This window comes from Paenibacillus sp. Y859 (assembly GCF_056786405.1).
The window spans coordinates 53,540-75,267 of record NZ_JBXCIZ010000002.1 but is presented as its reverse complement, the minus strand read 5'-3'; the positions used below and the strand labels follow the sequence as shown (position 1 = coordinate 75,267).

Annotated in this window: 15 protein-coding genes and 1 pseudogene; 4 read left to right on the top strand and 12 right to left on the bottom strand. The window is 40.9% G+C overall.

Annotated features, from left to right (window positions below; all coding sequences use genetic code 11):
- Window positions 1–33 precede the first annotated feature (33 nt).
- The 4 genes from mgrA to AC1TO8_RS05225 all read right to left on the bottom strand — a co-directional run bounded on the left by mgrA (window position 34) and on the right by AC1TO8_RS05225 (window position 3,558).
- Complete coding sequence (mgrA, locus tag AC1TO8_RS05240; RefSeq protein WP_482054567.1) at window positions 34–1,032, bottom strand: L-glyceraldehyde 3-phosphate reductase; 999 nt, start codon at window positions 1,030–1,032, stop codon at window positions 34–36.
- Window positions 1,033–1,095: 63 nt separating this feature from the next.
- Window positions 1,096–1,833: an NAD-dependent protein deacylase gene (locus tag AC1TO8_RS05235; protein WP_482054566.1), complete on the bottom strand. Its 738-nt coding sequence runs from the start codon at window positions 1,831–1,833 to the stop codon at window positions 1,096–1,098.
- Between the two features lie 49 nt (window positions 1,834–1,882).
- A complete protein-coding gene (locus AC1TO8_RS05230; RefSeq protein WP_482054565.1) occupies window positions 1,883–2,551 on the bottom strand; it encodes a bifunctional 2-keto-4-hydroxyglutarate aldolase/2-keto-3-deoxy-6-phosphogluconate aldolase in 669 nt (222 codons plus the stop codon).
- Between the two features lie 41 nt (window positions 2,552–2,592).
- Complete coding sequence (locus tag AC1TO8_RS05225) at window positions 2,593–3,558, bottom strand: sugar kinase (protein WP_482054564.1); 966 nt, start codon at window positions 3,556–3,558, stop codon at window positions 2,593–2,595.
- Window positions 3,559–3,799: 241 nt separating this feature from the next.
- Between AC1TO8_RS05225 and AC1TO8_RS05220 the strand changes: the two genes are divergently transcribed.
- On the top strand, window positions 3,800–4,831 hold the full coding sequence (locus tag AC1TO8_RS05220) for an acyltransferase family protein (RefSeq protein WP_482054563.1): 1,032 nt from the start codon (window positions 3,800–3,802) through the stop codon (window positions 4,829–4,831).
- A gap of 206 nt (window positions 4,832–5,037) precedes the next feature.
- The gene (ilvD, locus tag AC1TO8_RS05215) at window positions 5,038–6,723 is read left to right on the top strand and encodes a dihydroxy-acid dehydratase (RefSeq protein ID WP_482054562.1); all 1,686 of its coding nucleotides are present in this window, start codon (window positions 5,038–5,040) and stop codon (window positions 6,721–6,723) included.
- A 149-nt stretch (window positions 6,724–6,872) separates the two neighbouring features.
- Here ilvD and AC1TO8_RS05210 read toward each other — a convergent pair whose 3' ends face one another.
- Complete coding sequence (locus AC1TO8_RS05210; RefSeq protein WP_482054561.1) at window positions 6,873–8,231, bottom strand: polysaccharide deacetylase family protein; 1,359 nt, start codon at window positions 8,229–8,231, stop codon at window positions 6,873–6,875.
- Between the two features lie 209 nt (window positions 8,232–8,440).
- On the opposite strand from AC1TO8_RS05210, the gene AC1TO8_RS05205 reads away from it, so the two are divergent.
- A complete protein-coding gene (locus AC1TO8_RS05205) occupies window positions 8,441–9,610 on the top strand; it encodes an AI-2E family transporter (RefSeq protein WP_482054560.1) in 1,170 nt (389 codons plus the stop codon).
- Here the strand turns inward: AC1TO8_RS05205 and AC1TO8_RS05200 are convergent.
- The 5 genes from AC1TO8_RS05200 to AC1TO8_RS05180 all read right to left on the bottom strand — a co-directional run bounded on the left by AC1TO8_RS05200 (window position 9,547) and on the right by AC1TO8_RS05180 (window position 17,219).
- Window positions 9,547–11,358: a peptidoglycan D,D-transpeptidase FtsI family protein gene (locus AC1TO8_RS05200; protein WP_482054559.1), complete on the bottom strand. Its 1,812-nt coding sequence runs from the start codon at window positions 11,356–11,358 to the stop codon at window positions 9,547–9,549. The genes AC1TO8_RS05205 and AC1TO8_RS05200 overlap by 64 nt on opposite strands.
- 786 nt (window positions 11,359–12,144) lie before the next feature.
- Complete coding sequence (locus tag AC1TO8_RS05195; protein ID WP_482054558.1) at window positions 12,145–14,682, bottom strand: ABC transporter permease; 2,538 nt, start codon at window positions 14,680–14,682, stop codon at window positions 12,145–12,147.
- Window positions 14,683–14,686: 4 nt separating this feature from the next.
- The gene (locus AC1TO8_RS05190; RefSeq protein WP_482054557.1) at window positions 14,687–15,373 is read right to left on the bottom strand and encodes an ABC transporter ATP-binding protein; all 687 of its coding nucleotides are present in this window, start codon (window positions 15,371–15,373) and stop codon (window positions 14,687–14,689) included.
- Window positions 15,374–15,502: 129 nt separating this feature from the next.
- Window positions 15,503–16,534, bottom strand: coding sequence for a sensor histidine kinase (locus AC1TO8_RS05185; RefSeq protein ID WP_482054556.1), 1,032 nt, complete (start codon window positions 16,532–16,534; stop codon window positions 15,503–15,505).
- Complete coding sequence (locus AC1TO8_RS05180) at window positions 16,527–17,219, bottom strand: response regulator transcription factor (RefSeq protein WP_482054555.1); 693 nt, start codon at window positions 17,217–17,219, stop codon at window positions 16,527–16,529. Before AC1TO8_RS05180 ends, AC1TO8_RS05185 begins: the two co-directional genes overlap by 8 nt.
- A gap of 212 nt (window positions 17,220–17,431) precedes the next feature.
- On the opposite strand from AC1TO8_RS05180, the pseudogene AC1TO8_RS05175 reads away from it, so the two are divergent.
- A pseudogene (locus tag AC1TO8_RS05175) lies at window positions 17,432–17,694 on the top strand (IS1634 family transposase); the annotation flags it as partial.
- Between the two features lie 359 nt (window positions 17,695–18,053).
- On the opposite strand, the gene AC1TO8_RS05170 reads toward AC1TO8_RS05175, so the two are convergent.
- Window positions 18,054–20,219 (bottom strand): methyl-accepting chemotaxis protein, encoded by a 2,166-nt coding sequence (locus AC1TO8_RS05170; protein ID WP_482054554.1) that lies wholly within the window; start codon window positions 20,217–20,219, stop codon window positions 18,054–18,056.
- Window positions 20,220–20,382: 163 nt separating this feature from the next.
- Window positions 20,383–21,711 (bottom strand): peptidase U32 family protein, encoded by a 1,329-nt coding sequence (locus tag AC1TO8_RS05165; protein WP_482054553.1) that lies wholly within the window; start codon window positions 21,709–21,711, stop codon window positions 20,383–20,385.
- Window positions 21,712–21,728 lie beyond the last annotated feature (17 nt).

Genomic DNA, 21,728 nt, shown 5'->3' with positions numbered 1-21,728 from the left:
AGCTTTCTTTATTCGCGTATCTTGTGATCGCACTTAGTTCTCTGTCTTAAGGATATTCTCAATCCGATCCAGTTCTTCTTGAGTGAATTCTAGATTGTCTAATGCAGCCACATTATCTTCAATCTGACTGACACGACTTGCTCCAATTAATACAGATGTTACTTTTCCACCGCGAAGTACCCATGACAATGCAAGTTGAGCTAGACTCTGACCTCTTGCAGCTGCTAATTGATTGAGTGCACGTACTTTTCGTAGTGCCTCTGGTGTAATGTTACTCTCATTTAGGAAGACGGATGAACTTGCTGCCCGTGAATCCTCTGGAATACCATTCAAATATTTATTCGTAAGCAAACCTTGAGCAAGAGGGGAGAATGCTATACTTCCAACTCCATTCTCTTCCAATACATCCTGTAGTCCTTTCTCAATCCAACGATTTAGCATGGAATAACTTGGTTGGTGGATAAGAAGTGGTGTACCTAATTGCTTCAGAATAGCTATCGCTTCTGCCGTTTGTTCAGCTGTATAATTAGAAATACCTATATACAGTGCTTTGCCAGAACGAACGATATGATCCAACGCCATCATCGTCTCTTCAAGCGGTGTCTCTGGATCAAATCGATGGGAATAGAAAATATCTACGTACTCTAGATTCATCCGCTTCAATGACTGATCTAGACTAGACACTAAATTTTTACGTGAACCCCATTCCCCGTAAGGACCAGGCCACATATAGTATCCAGCCTTGGAGGATATCAGCAACTCATCACGATAGGGCTTCAAATCCTGTGCCAATATTCTACCGAATGTCTCTTCCGCTGAACCAGCAGGAGGACCATAATTATTAGCTAAATCGAAGTGTGTGATACCTAAATCAAATGATCTTCTGATCATACTTCGTGCATTCTCATATGTGTCTATGCCACCGAAATTATGCCATAGACCTAAAGTGACCGCTGGAAGCTTAAGTCCAGAACGACCGCTACGGTTATACTTCATCTTGGAGTAACGTTCTTCATTTGCGATATACACCATGACATATCCACCCTTCTATTTGCGAAATATAGTAGTTATAATTGTGTGTTCAAAAAGTCATACTTATAATAGCTTACTTACCTTAGCCATCACTTCTGCAATGGGATCCGTAATAAGTAAATCAGCTTGCTCATCGTAAGGCGTTGGATCTACATTGAGAAGAATCGTCCGATTTCCTTGGAAATAAGATATCAAGTTCGCTGCAGGATGAACAGTCAACGAAGTACCACCAATGATAAGTAGATCTGCCGTTGAGATCGCCTCAATCGACTGGTACAATATTTGCTGGTCTAGTGGTTCTTCATACAATACGACATCTGGCTTAATGACAGCATCACAGGTTGAACAACGCGGAACCTTTGCTTGACTAGTGATAATAGCTCCCAGATCATAATACTGTGAACAGCCCATACAATAGTTGCGATGAATAGATCCATGCAATTCTAATACGTTTGAGCTTCCTGCTTTTTGGTGTAGTCCGTCAATATTTTGCGTAATAACAGCCTGTAACTTCCCTTGCTTCTCGAGAGCAGCCAGTAATTCGTGACAAGCATTGGGGGATGCGTACTCATGGATCATCTTGCTACGATAGAAATCATAGAACACTTCTGGATGTTCAATAAAGAAATGATGACTAAGCATCACTTCGGGCGGATAGGGCGAATGTTGCTCGCTTTGATACAACCCTGCAGCAGAACGGAAATCGGGGATTCCACTCTCTGTTGATGTTCCTGCTCCTCCAAAAAATACAATTCTACTGTTCTCTTGAATCCAAGAGGCCAACGTTTCGATTTGTGTCATATGAGTTGTACCTCCTTCGCTCCCATATCTTTGAACATTCAATCCAAGTTTAATTCGTTCCTTTTGCTAGATGATAAGCGTCCATATATTGCTCAGCTCTTAGGCGCACTTGATTCATGTCCCCCGTCTTAACCGCTTTTGCTGTAAGATCTGATCCTATACTTACTGCCACAGCACCTGCTTTGATCCATTCACCTAGATTCGAGAGTGACACGCCTCCTGATGGCATGAAGTTCGCTTGAGGCATAGGACCTTTCATAGTTTTGATGATCGATGGATCAAATAGATTACCCGGGAATAATTTCATGATATCAACGCCAAGCTCCAACGCTTGTTGTACATCAGCTAATGTCATTAATCCAGGCAAGACAGGTATACGATATAAATTACAAATTTTAATTGTTTCTGGATTCAATGATGGTGCAACAACAAATTCAGATCCTGCGAGTATCGCGGCACGTGCCGTTTGTGGTTCTAACACCGTACCTGCCCCAATTATAGCAAATTTAGACGGATCAGTCGCATTCCAATGATATATCTGGCTTAGCTTTTCAATCGCATGTAACGCTCCAGGCACGGTCAGTGTTACTTCAATAGCTTTAATTCCACCAGCAATAGCCTGCTCTGCCATTTCCACAACTTCATCCGCAGAGTTCCCTCTCAATACCGCAACAACACCACTATCAATCATCTTTTGAATAAGTTGAATCTTTTTCACAATGACAACTCCTAATCCTAATTATATTAGTATTTCGTACATTATCTTTCAATATGAGCCTTATTATTCAAACGAGCATCCACTTGTACCCAAGTAGGTAACGCTTCCCAATCTCCCACTGCTTGAATGACCATAGATCCCATTAAATTACCAAGTCGCGTAGCCTCAATCGCTGAGTACCCTTTAAGCAGACCTGCTAGAAAACCGGCACAGAACCCATCGCCTGCACCCACTGTATCTAATACCTGCTCTGCTTTGAAATATGGAACTTCGCTAAGAACCCCTGCTTCCAGTACATAAGTCAAATCTGGTCCTCCCTTTATAATCGAGATTCCTCGTAACTGTGAGAGTTTCTCGAATATGTAGGAATTATCATCTGTATCATATAATAGTTGAAGTTCATCAAGTCCTGGGAGGAAATAATCCGCTTTCTCTGCAAGACGAAGAAGAACAGGACGTGCCTCTTCCAATGACCATAACTTTAAACGTAAGTTGGGATCGAAGCTAACTTTAACACCAGACTTTTTCGCGATATCGATTGCTGCTTCAACGGTTTCGAGGCCAGACGCACTGATAGCAGCAGTAATTCCTGTTACGTGTAGTATACTCGCAGATTCAATATACACAGGATCCAAATGATGAGGCATCATCCGACTTGCTGCTGATCCCTTACGATAATAATGCACTGAGGATTTGCCGGAGGCGTTTTCACGAATCATTAAACCAGTAGGCTCCTCTTCACTAAACAAGACCTGAGATACATCTACTCCCTCACCACGAATTGACTTATAGATCATATTCCCTAATGGGTCATTCCCTAGTCTTCCAAACCAACCCGCGCGATGCCCTAAACGTGAAACACCGATAGCAACATTACTCTCTGCTCCGCCAAACGATTTAGATAATGTTGAAGCATATTCTAAGCCTCGAGAATCCTGTGCCGTAAAAAGACCCATACTTTCTCCGAATGTAATAATTTCCGGATTCAGCTTCGTAAACGCTTGCATGAAATATCCTCCTCTATGTATTCGTCCTCTTCTTATTGTCGAACGAACCTACGAAGTTGTCAATGCTTAGGGCTGATAAATTTAGTTCATTATTCCGACACAACTGCCCAGAATGAGAGCGTTTACCAATGTGATGTATATCACAATCGTTTTGATGGGAAAGTAGTAATTTTAAATTATAGATAAATAAGAACCTTTAGAGATACAAATACCTTTGGATAGGACGACGGGGGACGACTTCATGGATACTCAAATTGTTAAACAAGGCGAGACTTACTTTCTCAACTTACGATTTCTACTTATTGTTACAGTATTTGTAGCTAACGCTATCGAACCAGTAATCCTACAAATGAGCGGCCTTCATCAATTATTTCTATGGATTCTCACCTTTCATATGCCGTTATTCGTTCTAGTCACAGGCTACTTCGCCAAATCAAGTTTAACAGGTACAATAGGTCGAAGAACATTAATACAAATCGGCTTACAGTATATTATTTTCCAAAGCATTTATTCCTTTCTAAATTATACCGTTTTTCATGTTACTAATACCCATCATTCTTTTTTTGCACCCTATTTATTGTTATGGTTTCTAGCAAGTCACATTTGTTGGCGTCTGATATCGATATCGATGAGAAAACTTTCCCCCACTCAACAAATAATACTATCCTTGACTCTAGGCGTATTAGTAGGTTACTTACCGTTTGATGGCGTGTGGCTCAGCATCAGTCGAACTTTTGTTTTTCTACCTTTTTTTATTATAGGAACCCATTTTAATTTCTCTGCATTCAAGCAGTTAATCACTACTTGGAGAAAAAGGGGCTTCGTCTTTGTATCCCTTGGTCTCTTTGTTATTCTTGGTATATGGGGGTTAAATATCCCTGCAGGTTGGTTATTTGGAAGCATGACTTTTATACAACTTGGTCAACATGAATGGTATGCAGGAATATTCCGCATCGCTCTTTATATTCTTCAATTCATCTCTGCCGCTGCTTTTATGGCTTGGATTCCTATGATCGAAAGTCGGATAACCGACATGGGTCGTCGTACGCTCTATGTGTTCCTACTACACGGATTTATTATTAGGTTGGCTAATATATCTGGATTATATCAACATATTAATACTACTGAATCAGCGGTACTACTCGTCATTACCGCTATAGCTCTAACGATACTATTAGCGCAACCATTTGTCAGACGTATTACACATCCTTTAGTGGAACCGTCTATTCATTGGATCATTCATTTAGAGAATCGAGCATTCCGCCGTTCTTAGATAATAGGCCTATTCGTTTCACTCAGATTATTTGACACTACCTCTATTTATATAATTAGGGGTAGTGTCTTCCTTTTCCATGTCAATTGCTAGAAATAGCATAACATTTATGATAGACTCATTAAAAACCAACTAGGTGTTTACTCTGTTGTGTAACTGCGCTCATGCGGGAAATACTATAAATTCATTTGGGGGAATTAGACATTATGCGACCGAAAAAAATGCGTTCAGATATGATTACGAAAGGCTTCGACCGTGCTCCTCACCGCAGTTTATTACGGGCGGCAGGCGTAAAGGAAGAAGATTTCGGCAAACCATTTATAGCGGTATGTAACTCTTATCTTGACATCGTTCCAGGACATATCCACCTTCAGGAATTCGGCAAGATAGTTAAAGAAGCTATCCGTGAAGCCGGAGGTGTTCCCTTTGAATTCAATACCATTGGTGTTGATGACGGGATTGCCATGGGGCATATCGGTATGCGCTACTCTCTACCGAGCCGTGATATTATCGCCGATTCAGTAGAAACGGTTGTTTCAGCTCACTGGTTCGATGGTATGGTTTGTATCCCTAACTGTGACAAAATCACACCAGGTATGATGATGGGTGCGCTTCGCGTGAATATCCCAACCATCTTTGTTAGTGGTGGACCTATGAAAGCTGGCAAAGACAGTACCGGTCGCTCGATTTCCCTTACCTCTGTTTTTGAAGGTGTTGGTGCACATCAAGCTGGTACTTTATCTGATGAAGGTTTGCTAGAACTGGAACAATTCGGTTGCCCTACCTGTGGATCATGTTCCGGTATGTTCACAGCGAACTCTATGAACTGTCTCGCTGAAGGACTTGGACTTGCACTACCAGGTAATGGAACGATCCTTGCCGTTGCTGAAGAACGGAAGGATTTCGTTAGACAATCTGCTACACAACTAATGGAACTGATCAATCTTGATATCAAACCTAGAGATATCGTTACTATGGATGCTCTTGATAATGCATTTGCACTAGATATGGCAATGGGTGGTTCTACAAATACCGTATTACACACACTAGCGCTAGCACATGAAGCTGGTCTTGAGTACCCGATTGAACGTATTAATGAAGTAGCTAATCGCGTGCCTCATTTAGCGAAACTTGCTCCTGCTTCAGACTGGCATATCGAAGACCTTCACAATGCAGGTGGCGTAAGTGCAATTATAAATGAACTACTGAAGAAACCAGGTGCGATTAACGGAGACTGTATTACTGTATCTGCTAAAACGCTACGTGAGAATGTTGAAGGTTGCGAAATCATTGACCACAATGTCATCCATCCACTAGACAATCCACATTCCGAACGTGGTGGTCTTGCAGTCTTATTCGGTAATATAGCACCTGGAGGTTCCATCATTAAGGTTGGTGCTGTTGATGCTTCCGTCGGCGGCTACCACAAGGGACCAGCCATCTGCTTCGATTCACAGGACGAGGCGCTACACGGAATTACCAATGGTAAGGTTAAAGAAGGACATGTCGTTGTTATTCGCTATGAAGGTCCAAAAGGCGGACCAGGTATGCCAGAAATGCTTGCTCCAACTTCGCAAATTGTCGGTATGGGGCTAGGTGCCAAAGTAGGTCTCATCACCGATGGTCGCTTCTCAGGTGCTTCCCGTGGAATAAGTATTGGACATATTTCTCCAGAAGCTGCTGAGGGTGGACCTATCGCCTTCGTTGAAGATGGCGATATCATTGAGCTTGACTTGAATAATCGTACCATTCAACTTGAAATCGATGATGCAGAATTTGAACGTCGTCGCGCGAATTGGAAAGGTTTCGAACCAAAAGTGAAAACTGGATATCTTGCTCGTTATTCTAAATTAGTAACCAATGCAAGTTCCGGCGCTGTGCTTAAGATCTAATACTATTTCAAACAAAACAAGGGGAGTGCCCCATTAGTAGACTTTTCTACTAATGGAGCACTCCCCTTGCTCTATTAAACATGTATTCGAAAAGTGTACTCCATCGTAAACTTCGCAAATGCTATTCCGTTATCTATCCGTGATGAGGATTATTGTGGTACATTCAATAATTCCGAACTATCCGTAGGTATGATTTTATTTATTATTTCTGAATTCGCCTTACGATGTGATCCATTAACTGCATAATGTTCATACAGATGATCTATGGGCATAATGATCATCTTGGGAACCAACTTAGCTGGTGCTTCCTTCAATCGATTCTGACCTGTTGGATGTATAACACTCATTAGAATCTTCAGATATACCGTTGTTGATTTAGCGAACCAACCATTTGGTAAATCACGAATGCTGAAACCAAACTTCTCAGGTCCACGATTAATCATACTTACACCATAGAGTGCCCTCGTATCCCTTAATTCAGCATTGTCCATTAACTGATAGGCTAATGTCGGTAATTCTTTCTCCATTGTACGAATCATCTGAATGGCCAAATGCACTGTTGACCGTGAGTTCACACCTATCCGAAATAACTTCTGATTATCAAAATGTAACTCAACAATAGTAGCACCCTTTTCTAACGTTGAGCCATTATCTAGAATTACCGTTTCCCCCTTATAGCGACGAAGCCGATAATGAAGAAATGGATCTGTCGGTGTTACTGTCTTAAGCTGGAAGATGAAATGGAACACCGCTTCCCACATTAACCAGAGCTTAACAATGATTTGCTTCCCAATGGATAGCTTACTCTCCGGAGTATTCTCCGTAGATTTAATCATCTCGTCAATACGAATACTTTGCAATTGCCGACGTTCTGCTTCTTGCAGTACTCGCTCCAGCGCTATTAACATTTGCTTAGGTGCATCAGGATTAGCACCGACTGTCGATCCACAATCATGAAGAACCATAACTTCCCCAGGTTTAAGCTTATTTAACATCCGCTTCTCTAATTTGTCCGCACCCGTCTTCTCGCGCCAATCACCGAACATAGATGACCATAATACTATTTTATATTGACCACGTTTATAGACATCAAACATATTCAGAATCCCCCAAGGTGGGCGATAGTAGGTTGCCGATTCCCCCGTTATGGAGAATATGATTTCAGCTGTCATCTTAATCTGTTTGCGCACACTTACAGGTCGCATAAACCAATTAGACTTGTGTATGTAGTTATGAATCCCAATAAGATGTCCTTCTTCATGCATCCTTTTTAATAACTCAGGATGTTGTTCGGCATTTATTCCAACTACAAAAAAAGTCGCCTTAGCATCATATCGCTTGAGCAAATCTAACAATTGTGGCGTATAACGAGGATCAGGTCCATCATCAAAAGTAAGTGCAAATTCTCTTTCACTCTTTCCTTTACGAAACACTCTAAATCCGAATATTCGGGTGATCATACCCGGGATAAATGCATAGAAGGATGAAATATAAAATAACCATAGCATCAAAGTCTGCACACCCATTCACCATCTTTTCTCTGATTGACTTTGTTGTGCTGTTCTTTAGTTAGAAAGCCAATTTTTTATTATGTTCGGCAAAAATCACTATTTATTATTTTATCATAATTAGCAATCAAATAGGTGTTTTTTAAAAAATCATGTACAATGAAACGAGCGATCTATTATCATTTGTCTAAAGGAGATGAGATTTAACTATGCTTCCTCTTTATAAGAAGTATTGGCGTACACTTTTCGATATCGCACTCATTGCTTTGACCGTTTTTTTGACCATGTATATCTTCAGTAAGTTATACCAACTAGCCGCACCCGTATTTTTGTCCTTTATTATTTTCTTATTGATCGAACCACTTGCTAAGTTTCTTCATAAAAAGGGATTAAATAAAGCATTATCATCTGCCATTTCTGTGCTGTTGTTTGTGCTCGTCATTCTTGGAATGCTTCTAGGCGTTGGACTCATCGTAATATCTCAGATTTCAAATCTACAGGATAATCTACCTCATTATACGATGATCATTCAACAACAGTTCACATACTCAATGGAATTTCTACATACCAAAATAGACCTTCTTCCACCAAGCATTTTAGAAAAGGCCAATGAATATTTCACGCTATTAACTGACTTTGCTTCCGGTTTATTAGTGAATTCTTTCAAATATTTTATTTCTATTTTTAGTTCCTTTTCATCTTTCCTTGCCAACTTTGGGATCGCAATTATTCTAGCTTTCTTCCTAAGTGTTGAGATTGACAGCTGGCGTCGTATTGCTAGCGATAAGTCACCTAAGACGATCAAGAACGCCTTCATTTTTCTAAAGGAGAATGTGTTTAAATCTATTGGTTCTTATCTCAAAGCCCAGATGATCATGATCTTGATTTCCTTCGTTCTTTTATATATCGGATTTTTAATATTAAACACAGGAAATTCTTTAACACTAGCCCTAATCTGTGCGATGCTTGATATTCTTCCTCTAGTTGGGATTCCGGTCATTTTCATTCCATGGATTATCTATTTATTCGTTGTGGGAAATACTAGCCTTGCTATTGGCTTGTGCGTACTACTCGTTGTTGTCTTGATCACGCGTCAATTGTTGGAACCCAAAATTTCAGGCAATTCCATTGGTGTAACCTCTGCTTTCTTAATGCTCTCGTTTATGATCATTTCACTGTCTTTATTCGGAATCACTGGGTTAATTCTTTCTCCAATACTACTCATTCTGATCAAAGAATTGTTGCAACAAGGATATCTTCTAAAGTGGATTAGACTGCCGCAAGAAGAATTTGAAGTATCCCCATTCGATATGAATCAACGACCAGTAGCGGAAGCGGATAAGGTATCTGTAGCTGACGATAACACCCCCATAATTTGACCGAAAAGTGCCGTTGCTTTGTTGTGTGTATCAGGAGCTACATTCTGGAATAACACCGCAACGGTATATTTCGGCTGATCTACAGGGCCATACCCTATGAACCATTGATTGTTCTTAGGGTTACCCTTTAATACAACTTGTGCTGTTCCAGATTTACCAGCTAGTGGCCATTCAGCATGAGCTAAAGATTGTCCCGTACCTTCTGTGACCACCTTTCTCATCCATGATCTAAGGAGCCTTGCTGTTTCCGGTGATATGCTACTCTCAGTACTCGGATAAGCATGCGGAGTCAACTTCTTCATAACCTGTCCATTATGATAAGAGATTCGTTCTAGAATTCGCGGTGCTTGAACCTGACCTCTATTAAGTAGTGTCACAACTAAATTAGCCGCTTGTAATGGCGTCATTGTCACATCCCGCTGTCCAATGCCAGTCTGAGCCCTCACCCCGCCATCATGTAAAGAGGCAGAGTCAAAGATTGTTCCTTCTTCTTCATGATCCAAAGGCTTTAACACGGAATATCCAAGGATATCCTTGTGCTCCCACCCTATCCTTCTTCCCATACCAAGTGCCTGAGCAGTTCCTTCAATCTGTGCTGATGTAAGCCTCTCTGCTAAAGTGGCAAATACAATATTACAAGACTCCGCAAAAGCCTGCCCAAGAGCTAAAGTACCATGGCCCTCTTCTTTCCAACAGGATAATCCATACTTCTTATGATGACCATTACAATAAAACTTTTCATTAGGTGATGTTACTCCCGCCTCCAAAGCAGCAGCTGCAATGACTGTTTTAAATATAGAGCCAGGTGTCGTAGCTTGTATTGCTTTGTTATTCCATTCGCCTATTTCCGGATGAATCGCTAATGGATTGTAGAAAGGAACAGACACCATTGCCATAATATCTGCATTATGCGCGTCTAGAACGACTACCGCTCCCTGTTTCATTCCCGATTGTTTCGTAAGCTTCTCAATTTGTTGCTGGAGACGCTTGTCGATCGTCGTTGTAAAACGTAATGGATAGTACGGATTATTCGGAGCCTTCACACGAATACCAGCATCAGATAGCGGTTTGTTCCTTCCATCCACCGTATAATAAGCAATGGTTGGTCCAATCCCCTTTAGAAGCGGCTCTAGTGTCTTCTCAAGCCCTGCTCCCCCGCGCTTCAGGTTCCATCCCATATTATTCGTAAGGGCTGACTTCTCAGCCGAATGTGATAAGTATCCCAACCATTGCATCCCTGATAGGTTATCGTTATACCGTTTTCGAAAAGGTAACACTTTAACACCGCTTACGTCCATTTGTGTAATGAGGTTAGCCTGCGATACGTTTAGAGACATAGGTTCATCCCCTACGTTACTTCGCCATACTGAAGGCTCTCGTAAATCCTGCCATATCTGATAAAAAGAGAGCGTACTTGTCTCTAAACTTTCTGCAATCTTCTCTAGCCTTGATTCCATCGGTCCGCCCTTCATTGTGTCACGATCAATGGGAAATAATATAGCTGCTGGAATCGTTTCATCCGTTAATGACTCGCCATGTCGATCAGTAAATGTCCCTCGACCAGAATCAAGCACGATTGCTCGTTCCCTTTGGAGTACGGACATTTCTTGGAGCGTATATTTACTATTGGGTAATAGCATCGTCCTCATAAATAATTGAATATATACCAGTCGAGACAATAGTATAATTATCATTCCTGTCAATATCACTAAACTGTAAAAGATTCGTTTCTTTTGCTGGAGATTCATAAACATTCCTCTTTTACTTTTTTACTTATAGTGTTTCCCTTTCTACGTGTTAATAGCCATAATTAGATTTAAGTTCACTACCTTACCTCCTTAAGAGAGCATTGAAAAATCCAAACATATTGCTGTAGGATGCCAATATATATCAAACACCAATTAGAGTGATATCTTCTAAATTAAGTAATAAGAACCGGCTATACCGTCCTTTTTCAAGGACGGTATAGCCGGTTCTGTCGAAATATAAGAGATAGAGTATCGAGTGAAACTTATACTCCCTCAATAAATTAAGGTTTTCTCTGTTTTTCTCACTTTTTCTTGGGATTTCATCTTTGACCTACGAAGCCAACTTGGATAATAGTTGACGTATAGTGAATATTTAGGATTAACTCCTAGGCAGGAACATAGGTGGGGTAAACCTTGCTTTAAAATCCTATGGTCGCACTCAGATCTCCATGTACACCCTTGCGGTTACCCTCCCATGTCTCTCGGGGTCTATGCCCTTACATTCCTTCGTTCTACCTCTCAAGGAGTGGAGGCCAGGTTAGCTTTCTTACGGGGTCGAGGCCAGGTTAGCTTTCTTACGGGGTCGAGGCCCTTTAGTATAAAATTCCTCCAGCCTATCCGTGCTTCGTTTATCAAAGCGTTTCCTATGAACTAAGCTTGTCAAACCTTAAACCTATTTACCTCTGACGATATGTTCCTTTGTTGATGCTATAAACTTGTGGATGACTTACGCTGCTTCCCTTTCTTATATTTTCAAAAAGAAGCCACATTGGCCGCTTAATCAATCTACTCCGCTTCCCGCAGTCTCTCGACGATGGTTGCCTTGGACAGCATGCGATAAGCGCTAATCGTTACGATATAGGCAATCACGATCAGGACAAGTATAACAGCGGCAATGGGCCAGACATTCATCCTGAACACGGTAAATTCCAGATTATCCGCTACACTCTTTGCGATTTTGCAGGTCAGAAACATTCCAAGCGTCCCAATAATAAGGGCTGTCAAAAGAATGCTGTAAAACCCTTCGTACACTAACATCCTCTTCATCTGCTTCTTGGTCATTCCGATACTTTCTAAGATCGCAAATTCATTGCGACGAGAGACTACGCCAGTAATAACGGTATTGATATAATTAAGTACGCCGATCAATGCGATAATAAAACTTAAGCCGTAACCTACCGTTTTAAAGATAGTCATAAATCCGGCCATTTCCTTCCTGTAATCCTCTCTCGATTTCACATTAAGACCTGTTGTAGATTCAGCTATAGCCCTTACGGTACGGTCTACTTGATCCAATTTAGCTGGATTCACATGCAAGGTAGCGGAGAGAATTTGCGCGTCGGCAAAGGTGGATTTCATTTCCTTTGCCGGGAGATAGACGTTAAAACCAAATGATGAATACCTTTGAGCTCCCGCCGCATATAACGATTCCAGTTTCAATACTGCCATGACCTCATAGCTTTTTTTTGCGCTTCCCAGCTTGATACTATCACCTGGGTGATAGTACTTGGTATTTACATCTTCAGCAATTATCGCTTCCGTAAGCATGACATAATGACCTGAATCAAACTTTTCACGATCAAATGTACCCTCTATGATCTCGCTCTGCTTCAATACGTCATACCAACCACCGTCAATCCCATGCAATTGTATACTTATAACCCCACTTTTCAATGTTTCGTCAAGAGCAGGATTTGGTTCGGGTGCAGCCCCCAACGGTTCCAGGACAGATCGAATGGTGTCATCCAATGGCAGTCCATCCCATTGATAATAGACCTTATCCAGACTCTCTACTCCATCGATTTCACTCAAACCGCGAGTAACCTCTTCTGACAACATGTATTCGTCAGTGGTGCTTCTTCCCCTTCCATCAAAAGACTCTTCCTTCACTACAAGATCACCCGATATAAAGGTATTCAAATATTTATTGACATCGAATGAAGAAATCACCGTGTAAATAATACTGAATAGAATAATGCTCAGAGACAGAGAGGTAAGCATAAGAAACAACCTTTTCTTATTTCTAAAGATGTTGCCCAGTGACATTCTTGAGAGCCTAGCCCCGTTTACCGATCTTTTCGTTTTCTTTCTGCTGCTACCACTGCGAACTCCAGCATATCTAACTGCTTCCACAGGTGAAATCTTCGATGCCGTTCGCCCCGGCTTACTAGCCGCAATACGAACCGTCATATAAGAAAATAACGCAGCACCAATGAAAATGAACGGATTCACCGAGTAGCTAGCTTCCATCTCCGTCCTGGAAAAAGACGTGGCCATCATAGGAGCCAACCAGCAACCGATTCCGTATCCAATAGCCAACCCAATTGGCAGTGCAACAATGTATAACCAATTAGCCTGAATAGAGATAATCTTTCTAAGCTGTTTCGGCGTTGTTCCAATGGTCTTCAGCAATCCATAGAACTTAATGTCTCGAACGACCGAGATGTGAAAGATGTTGTAAATCAGTAGATACCCACTAAGCATAGTGATAAAGATTAGCACGACATACGGAATCATATTTGTCCAATCTTCAAATATAGATACACTAGAGTAGGCCCAATTCACTCCATAAGGTACATCCACCCCGGCATCGGACAGTACCTTTTGTATCTTTCCCTCGATATCCAAAGAGTTATTAAACATCACATCGAGTCTTATCGTATTGGTGTAGGAGCCGTCTGCCTTCGATACTTTCGTGTCAATGTTGGCGATGTTCTGCTGAACAAAAGCTTCCGAAACATAGGCCAAACCGGACATTGCGACATATTGATCAGCTTCGAAATAACCAGACAATACAAAGTCCTGTGAAATGACTTTATCACCCATAGTTCCATCTATATCGATATCTAGACTCACCTTAGTTCCTAACTCATGAGAAGCTCCCAGCAAATCTAGCTCCCAAGTATTCATAACAATCTCATTCTCTCCAGAAGGTAGCCCACCTTCAATGAAGTGTATAAAGCTATGTTCGGGATTGTTATCGTCTACATAGTTAATTTCCATCCTATTAGATTTAAACGCACCATTTTCAACCACACCTACCAAAGTCGCTCTACTATATTCCTTGATAGAGGGATGATTGATCAGCTTATCAACCTCATCCTGGTTAAGATATTTGAAGCTACCATGGAAGTCACTTCCCGATGTCTTCATATTGGCCAGTTCCATTGATTTATTTATGCTTAGCCCCATTGTAAATATCGAAGTCAGCAGAAGCGTGGTGAGCACAATCGCACACACAATCATGAGGTTTCGCATCGGATTCGCCCTTAAGCTCCTCCGTGCAATATGCGACACACTCTTTGCGTTACCAGTAGAAATCATGAACTCACCCCCTACCAGCTTCAGAGCGGCTCACCATTTGACCGTCCTCAATACGGATCACTCTGTCAGCGGTTTGGGCAATCCCTTCGTTATGGGTGATCATTACGATGGTTTGATTGAATTTCTGACTCATTTGTTTCATGAGAATGAGCACCTCTTGGCTTGTCTTGCTATCCAGATTTCCCGTAGGTTCATCCGCTAAAATAATCGAAGGCTTCGTAGCTAAGGCTCTGGCGATCGCCACTCTCTGCTGCTGTCCCCCGGACAAATTGGCTGGGAGATTATTCACCTTCTCCTTAAGTCCTAGTGTCTCAATGACCTGATCCACATAGCCTTTGTCCACTTTCGCACCATCCAGCTCAATCGGAAGCACAATATTCTCATAAACGTTAAGGATAGGAATCAGATTGTAACTCTGGAATATAAAGCCTACGGATCTTCGTCTGAAAATCGTCAGCTTGTCGTCATTCATGTCCAAGATATCGTTGCCGTCCACGTAAACCTTTCCTTCTGTCGCCCGATCCAACCCACCGAGCATGTGGAGGAGCGTACTTTTTCCACTTCCACTTGTACCAACGATGGCAACAAACTCCCCCTTCTCTACCGTTAACGAAATACCATCTAGCGCTTTCACAACATGAACACCTTGACCATAATACTTCTTTAAATCTTGTATTTGTAAGATCGGCATAATACTTCAGATCATCTCCCTATAACAAAAATAGCTTGTACCTCTAAGTACAAACTAAATCTATCAAATCAATCTAACATTCCCATGTCTGAAATATAACAGTGTTGACACAATCAGATGCTATGCTAACTATGATCGGAGCAAATATATTGAAAAGGTCGACCCCTTTCCCATGATGGAAGAAGCCATGACATATCCTCCCTGAGTGGTTATGATTTCTCTAGCAAGAAATAGCCCAATCCCCACACCCTCGTATTCCCTTGTAGCCTTACATCTGTAGAAACGTTTGAATATGTCATTAAGCTCACACTCATCTATTCCGATCCCTGTGTCCATAATATCCAATCGGATGAACATCTCATTCGCTTGTCCTGATATATGTATTGTCCCCTCTGGTTCACTGTACTTTACTGCGTTCTCCATGATGTTGAACAGAGCTTCGCTTGTCCATTTCATATCCTGTCTAGCTTGAATTGTATGATCACAGTCAATTGTTATTTCAATATTCTTTGCTTGCGCTCGACTATACACCTGTGCCACAGCCTTAGTAATACTCTCGATGACAGGGCACATGGAGGCATGAATCGAAATGATTCCCGTCTCTAACCTAGACATTTTGATGAGCGACTGAATCAGCCAATCTAACTTGTCCGATTGTGACTTAATCTGTGTTATATATTCCCGAATATTATCGTCCAATTGGTTGTTTTCGGCCAGAAGTTGACTGTACATCACGATATTCGATAAGGGGATCTTCGTCTGATGAGAGATATCGGATATTAACTCTTTGATCTTATTCTTCTCAGCTACAACTTTTTTATCATGCATTGTAGAGGAATCAATGTAACGGAGTAATTTATTTTCCATGGATGAAATACTGGTCTCCGCATAACCCGTGACTCGATCATGGCCCGCTATAGCTCCGTCAATCACATCGTCAAGTGTCCGAATCACCCTACCAATTTTGTGTTTGAGTATCCACACGGAGGCTCCTCCAGTTAGTAATACGACGACGATGAACACACATGATATCCAACCGATTGTATTATCAGTACCATATGTAGAGAGTACCGTACCCGTATAGCCTAACACTAGAATAGTAAAGATGAGTGTGAACCATAGGTAGACTCTGTTAAACGCTTGTTCTCCAACTTCATTCATGATCACTACCACCTGCCCATATATACCCTAGACCATAGACAGTTTTGATGTACTTAGGTGAAGATGGTTCGTCTTCAAGTTTTCCCCGTAATCTTCTAATGGTCACAGTCAACGCATTCTCATCTACGTATTCAGCTTCTTGAGTCCAAATCTTATCCATTAACTGTTCTCGTGTTAGAATATTACCCTTATTCATCACAAGGATCTTCAATAACTTCTGCTCGGTCTTACTCAGGACCACAGCTTGGTTAGACTTGCGAAAATCCATATTTCCGAAATCAAATGTCATATGATCAATGGTCAATTTATCTATGCCATGTTGATCCGATCTTCTCAATACGGCCATGACTCGGGCTCTGAGTACCATTAAGCTAAACGGTTTGGTAATGTAGTCGTCCCCCCCAAGTTCAAAGCCCGTCACAATATCACATTCCATATCATTAGCAGTCAAAAATATGATGGGAACCTTCGATTCTCTTCGCAATTTCTCGCAGAAATCCAAGCCACTCCCATCCGGAAGATTCACATCGAGTATGATCAAATCGATCCCACCCGCAGAAAATAATGTCTCAGCCTCAGTCAAATTATGAGCTTGTTTAATCCTAACACCCTCCTGAGCAAGTGTGAGCGCAATTCCCTTATTCAGACTAATATCGTCCTCTACTACAAGTAATGTTGTATCCATATGATTACTCCTCGAAAAAAACTATTTATATTTACCATATCACGATTTTCTACATATTTCCCCAGAATCTTTTTTCAAAAAACGGCTCAAAACCAAAACCAGTGCTTGACGAAATAATCCAAGGTTGAAAATAGAAAAACATCTGCTAATCCTGTAAGGTTGTAAGTCCTACCAAACAACAAAGGAATAAGCAGATACAGACTAAGTATATCAATGAAATCAAAGATCCAATTGAAGCACTTGAAATTTATCGTAACAAGGATCTTGTTGAGAATGCATTCAAGAGCGCTTGAACCTACGTCGCTTATCCGTTTCATCTGATGCAAGTCTGGATGGCAAACTATTTGTAGAATTTATTACACTTCTTTTCCTTTCTTATCTGAAAAGGAGTATGTAGGATCATGATTTATAAAAAAAGTATACCATGCAAGGACTTCTTGATGAGTTTGATATCATTGAGTACTTTGAACAACCTGAATCCCTCGTTCATTGTAATAATGATATAACGGAAACCAGTAGTGAACAGACAGTATTTACCTAGCTCCATTCCTCGATAATTAAAGGTACGTGCAACATGATTAACTTTTGCAATGTCCGTTCCGATTACCAGTGTTTTCTCTGTAATTCTCTCAATCCATTAATTTTTCTTTCCAGATCCATTATTGAGTCCCTTCGTTATTATGTTTCGTGTTTTGGTCGACCGAAACCTAGTTTACAGAGAGACTCATTTTTCTTCGAACCTTAAATTTGTTTCTCCACAGGAATACTTTCTTATATTTTAAAAAGAGTCCCTCCAAATGGAGGGACCTTCTATATTTTCTGAGTAACCTAAAGTTAAACTGTAAATCGTGACAAAGTCTCTTTCAGTTCGCTTGAGACATTCTCCAATTTACCGGATAACTGTACCAATTGATTACCGATACTTTGTTGTTCGTTACTGAGCGAAGCGACTTCCTCAGAAGTTGCAGAAGATTCTTCAGCAACAGCACTTACATTCGACATCGCATCTGACAAGACTGATTGTGTCTTGCTCAATCCTTCAATCGACTGTGTTACCGAATCTAATCGCTGAATGAAATCACCCATTTGCCCTTGTACGGATACAAAGATATCATTGGTTTCCTTTACAGCCGTCATCTGGTGTTGAAATAGCGGATATGCTTCTGATAGCGCATCTACTGTTTCATTCATTTCACCCATTATTCGATCCGTAATCTGACCTACCATATCAATAGACTTCCTTGATTGATCTGCCAATTGTCGTATCTCATCCGCAACCACCATAAATCCTTTTCCAGCTGCGCCAGCACGAGCAGCCTCAATCGTCGCGTTCAATGATAGGATATTGGTCTGTTTCGTTACGTTTTGTAGCACCTCAAGCACCTTATTAACAGATAATGTAGTTTCCTTAAGACCATCTACCTTCTTCATTAAGGAACCAACCATATTCTCCGTCTGATGTGTCTGATCCAATAGGTCATTTAGTTGATTCGTACCTAACTCACTGGAATTTTCAACATCACGGGCAGCTTTCCCCATTTCATTGTTTGCATCAATTACCGTTTGCATCTGTTGCGAGATATGCTCTGTTAGCTCATTACCTCGCTCTGCTTCTGTTGCAAGACTACTGGCACCATTAGCAATTTCCTCCGTTGCAACAGCGATCTCACGCGCGGATAAAGCCGTCTTATTAGATGCATCTGATAGTTCACTAGCTGTATCCAGAACATCCTGCGCCGTAGTATTCGTCTGATTCACTAGGTTAGTGATTTGCTCCATCATAATATTAAAACTTCCTGCAAGTCCCCCAATTTCATCATTGGATACATATTTGGAACGAACTTGAAGATTGCCCTTAGACCCTTCCATCAATAGGTTTCTCAGATTGACAAGCGGACGAGCAATCATGCGAACCAACAATAATCCTATCAGAATAGCGATGATAGCAACCCCAACTGCAGCCCAGATTGTAAAGGTAAGGATACCTCTAGCATCTTTTACTAGCTCTGAAGTGGGTATAGCCCCTATTACTTTCCAGTCCACTGTCTTAAGTGTATTGTACACAGCAAGAACTTTGTTGCCACTCTTATCTGTAGCATTCAGGTCACCGGATGGTTCTTCTTGATCGACCATAAACGTAAACTCAGTCTTGTTGCCTGCCTCTCCGGCCACACTTGAAGCAACAACCTGACCATCGGTAGTAACGATCTCTAACTTACTACCAGTACCCAGATTAACGCCTCTCAATTGTTCTTCTAGTACATCCTGTTTAAATTCCATCACAAGTACAAATATTTGGGACCTACCTGTCAAACTTTTAAGCGAGCGTACAAATTTAAAGCTAGGTTCTCCTTTTACACCTGCTTCTGTTGGTATCCACATAGTCCCGTTCTGATCTTTTATTAAGTTGAACCAATCCTGTGAACGTACCGTATCTAAATCCGTGGAAATAGCTCCGTTTGTAATCGGTTTGATTTCCTCATCGTGCGGAACAATAAAGACGCCATTGATCGCATTGTTTGTATTAACTTGACTACCCAATTTCCCGTTAATCTTGCTAACAGTATCAAATAACTCATAATCTGAAATTCCAGGTTCCGTTAGCCCTCCAATATATTGCTGCATTTCAGTATCAAAAAACAATTGCATTGAAATATCTTCATATTGTTTTAGAATAATATCTAGTTTCTCAGATGTTTGAATAATCGTCTGTTTGTTAGCATTCGCCGCGGTATTCTCAATCGTATTCTTGGCCTTTATGTAAGACATAATTCCTACAAGTAAAACAAACGTAACTATTGCTGTGAAAAATATAAGAAATAACTTAACACCGACTGATCTTGAAGGATTGAATTTTCTTAATAGTTTCCATACTTTATTATTGCTCTTCAGTTCACTTGAATTATTATCCTTATTTCGAGTTCCTTCTATCTCCTCCCCCATCTTTGCTGCTTTTCCTGTCGATTTCCGAAATAGTTTCTTCTTCTCATCCTTACCCATGTTTCTTCACCTACCAGTAAATTATGCATAACGTATCCCATATAATGAAAGCGCTATGATTGCTATTATACTAGTAATTCGACAATATGTTCAATTATCCTCTTCTAAAAAAGGAATTTAAAAAAACTGACGATTGCTTCATCGTCAGTTCATTTAATATTTATTATCTTTTAATTCGCATCATATCATAATAAGTAATTGGCTGATCAACCTTTAATGTAATACGTTGTAATGGATGACGCGCTGCATCTAACTCGTTACCATTCTCATCCCAAATTTTACCTACCACTTGTTTAAAAAATCTTCCACCAGGTCCAAAGAACTCTATCTCTTGTCCAGGCTTGAAATGATTGCGCTGTTGAATAATGGCCATTCCATTCTCGGCATTATATTCTAGCACTAAGCCTGCAAAGTCATACGGAGTAGCCTTTTCTTCCGGCTCGTAGATGTGATCTTCGTGATCAGGAGTATCATAGAAAAATCCAGTATTCAATGGACGGTTTGCGGCTTTATTAATCTCCTCCACCCATTCAGGCTTCAATACATAATTTTCTGGATCTGCCATGTAAGAATCGATAGCTATGCGATAAGCATTCACTACAGTAGCTACATAATGCAATGATTTCATGCGTCCTTCAATTTTGAAGCTGTCAATACCCACTTCGATAAGTTCAGGTATGCTCTCTAGCATACATAGATCTTTAGATCCCATGGTGAAGGAATTATCTTCCGGTTGGAACAGCGGAAGCTGTGCTACATTAGGTTTCTTTGATTCTAAGTTTGCTTGATCCTCGATATTCTCTTCGGATACCCACCCTTCATTCAGGGGTCCATCTTCGAATAAATCATAACTCCAACGACATGACTGACAACAGCCCCCACGATTCGAGTCTCGGTCAGTGAAATGATTTGAGAGCACGCAACGTCCAGAATAAGAAGAACACATAGCACCATGGATAAAAGCTTCAATTTCAATATCGACATGCTCTTTAATTTCAGCGATCTCCTTCAGGCTGACTTCACGACCTAATACAACCCGAGGCAGCCCCTCTTCCTTCCAAAACTTCACCGCTTGCCAATTCAGTGTTGACTGCTGTGTACTTAAATGTACTTCTATTTCAGGTACAATCCTCTGTGCAATTTCAATAATAGCAGGATCAGCTGTAATAATTGCTGCAATACCCGCTTCATGGAGCTTACGCAAATACTGTTCAATACCTTCTAAATCTTCGTTATGTGCATAAATATTAGTCGCAACAAACACCTTAGCTCCATATTTCTGAGCAAACTCCACACCTTCACGCATTTCTTCAAAACTAAAGTTATCCGCATTCGATCGTAACCCATAGCTTTGTCCACCAATATAGACTGCATCCGCTCCATAGTGAATGGCAAACTTCAACTTCTCCAAATTACCTGCTGGTGCCAGAAGCTCTGGTTTAGCTAGACGATTTCGCTTACCTTTGTACATCGGTTGATTCTTTACTTCCATTTGTGTACCACCTCACA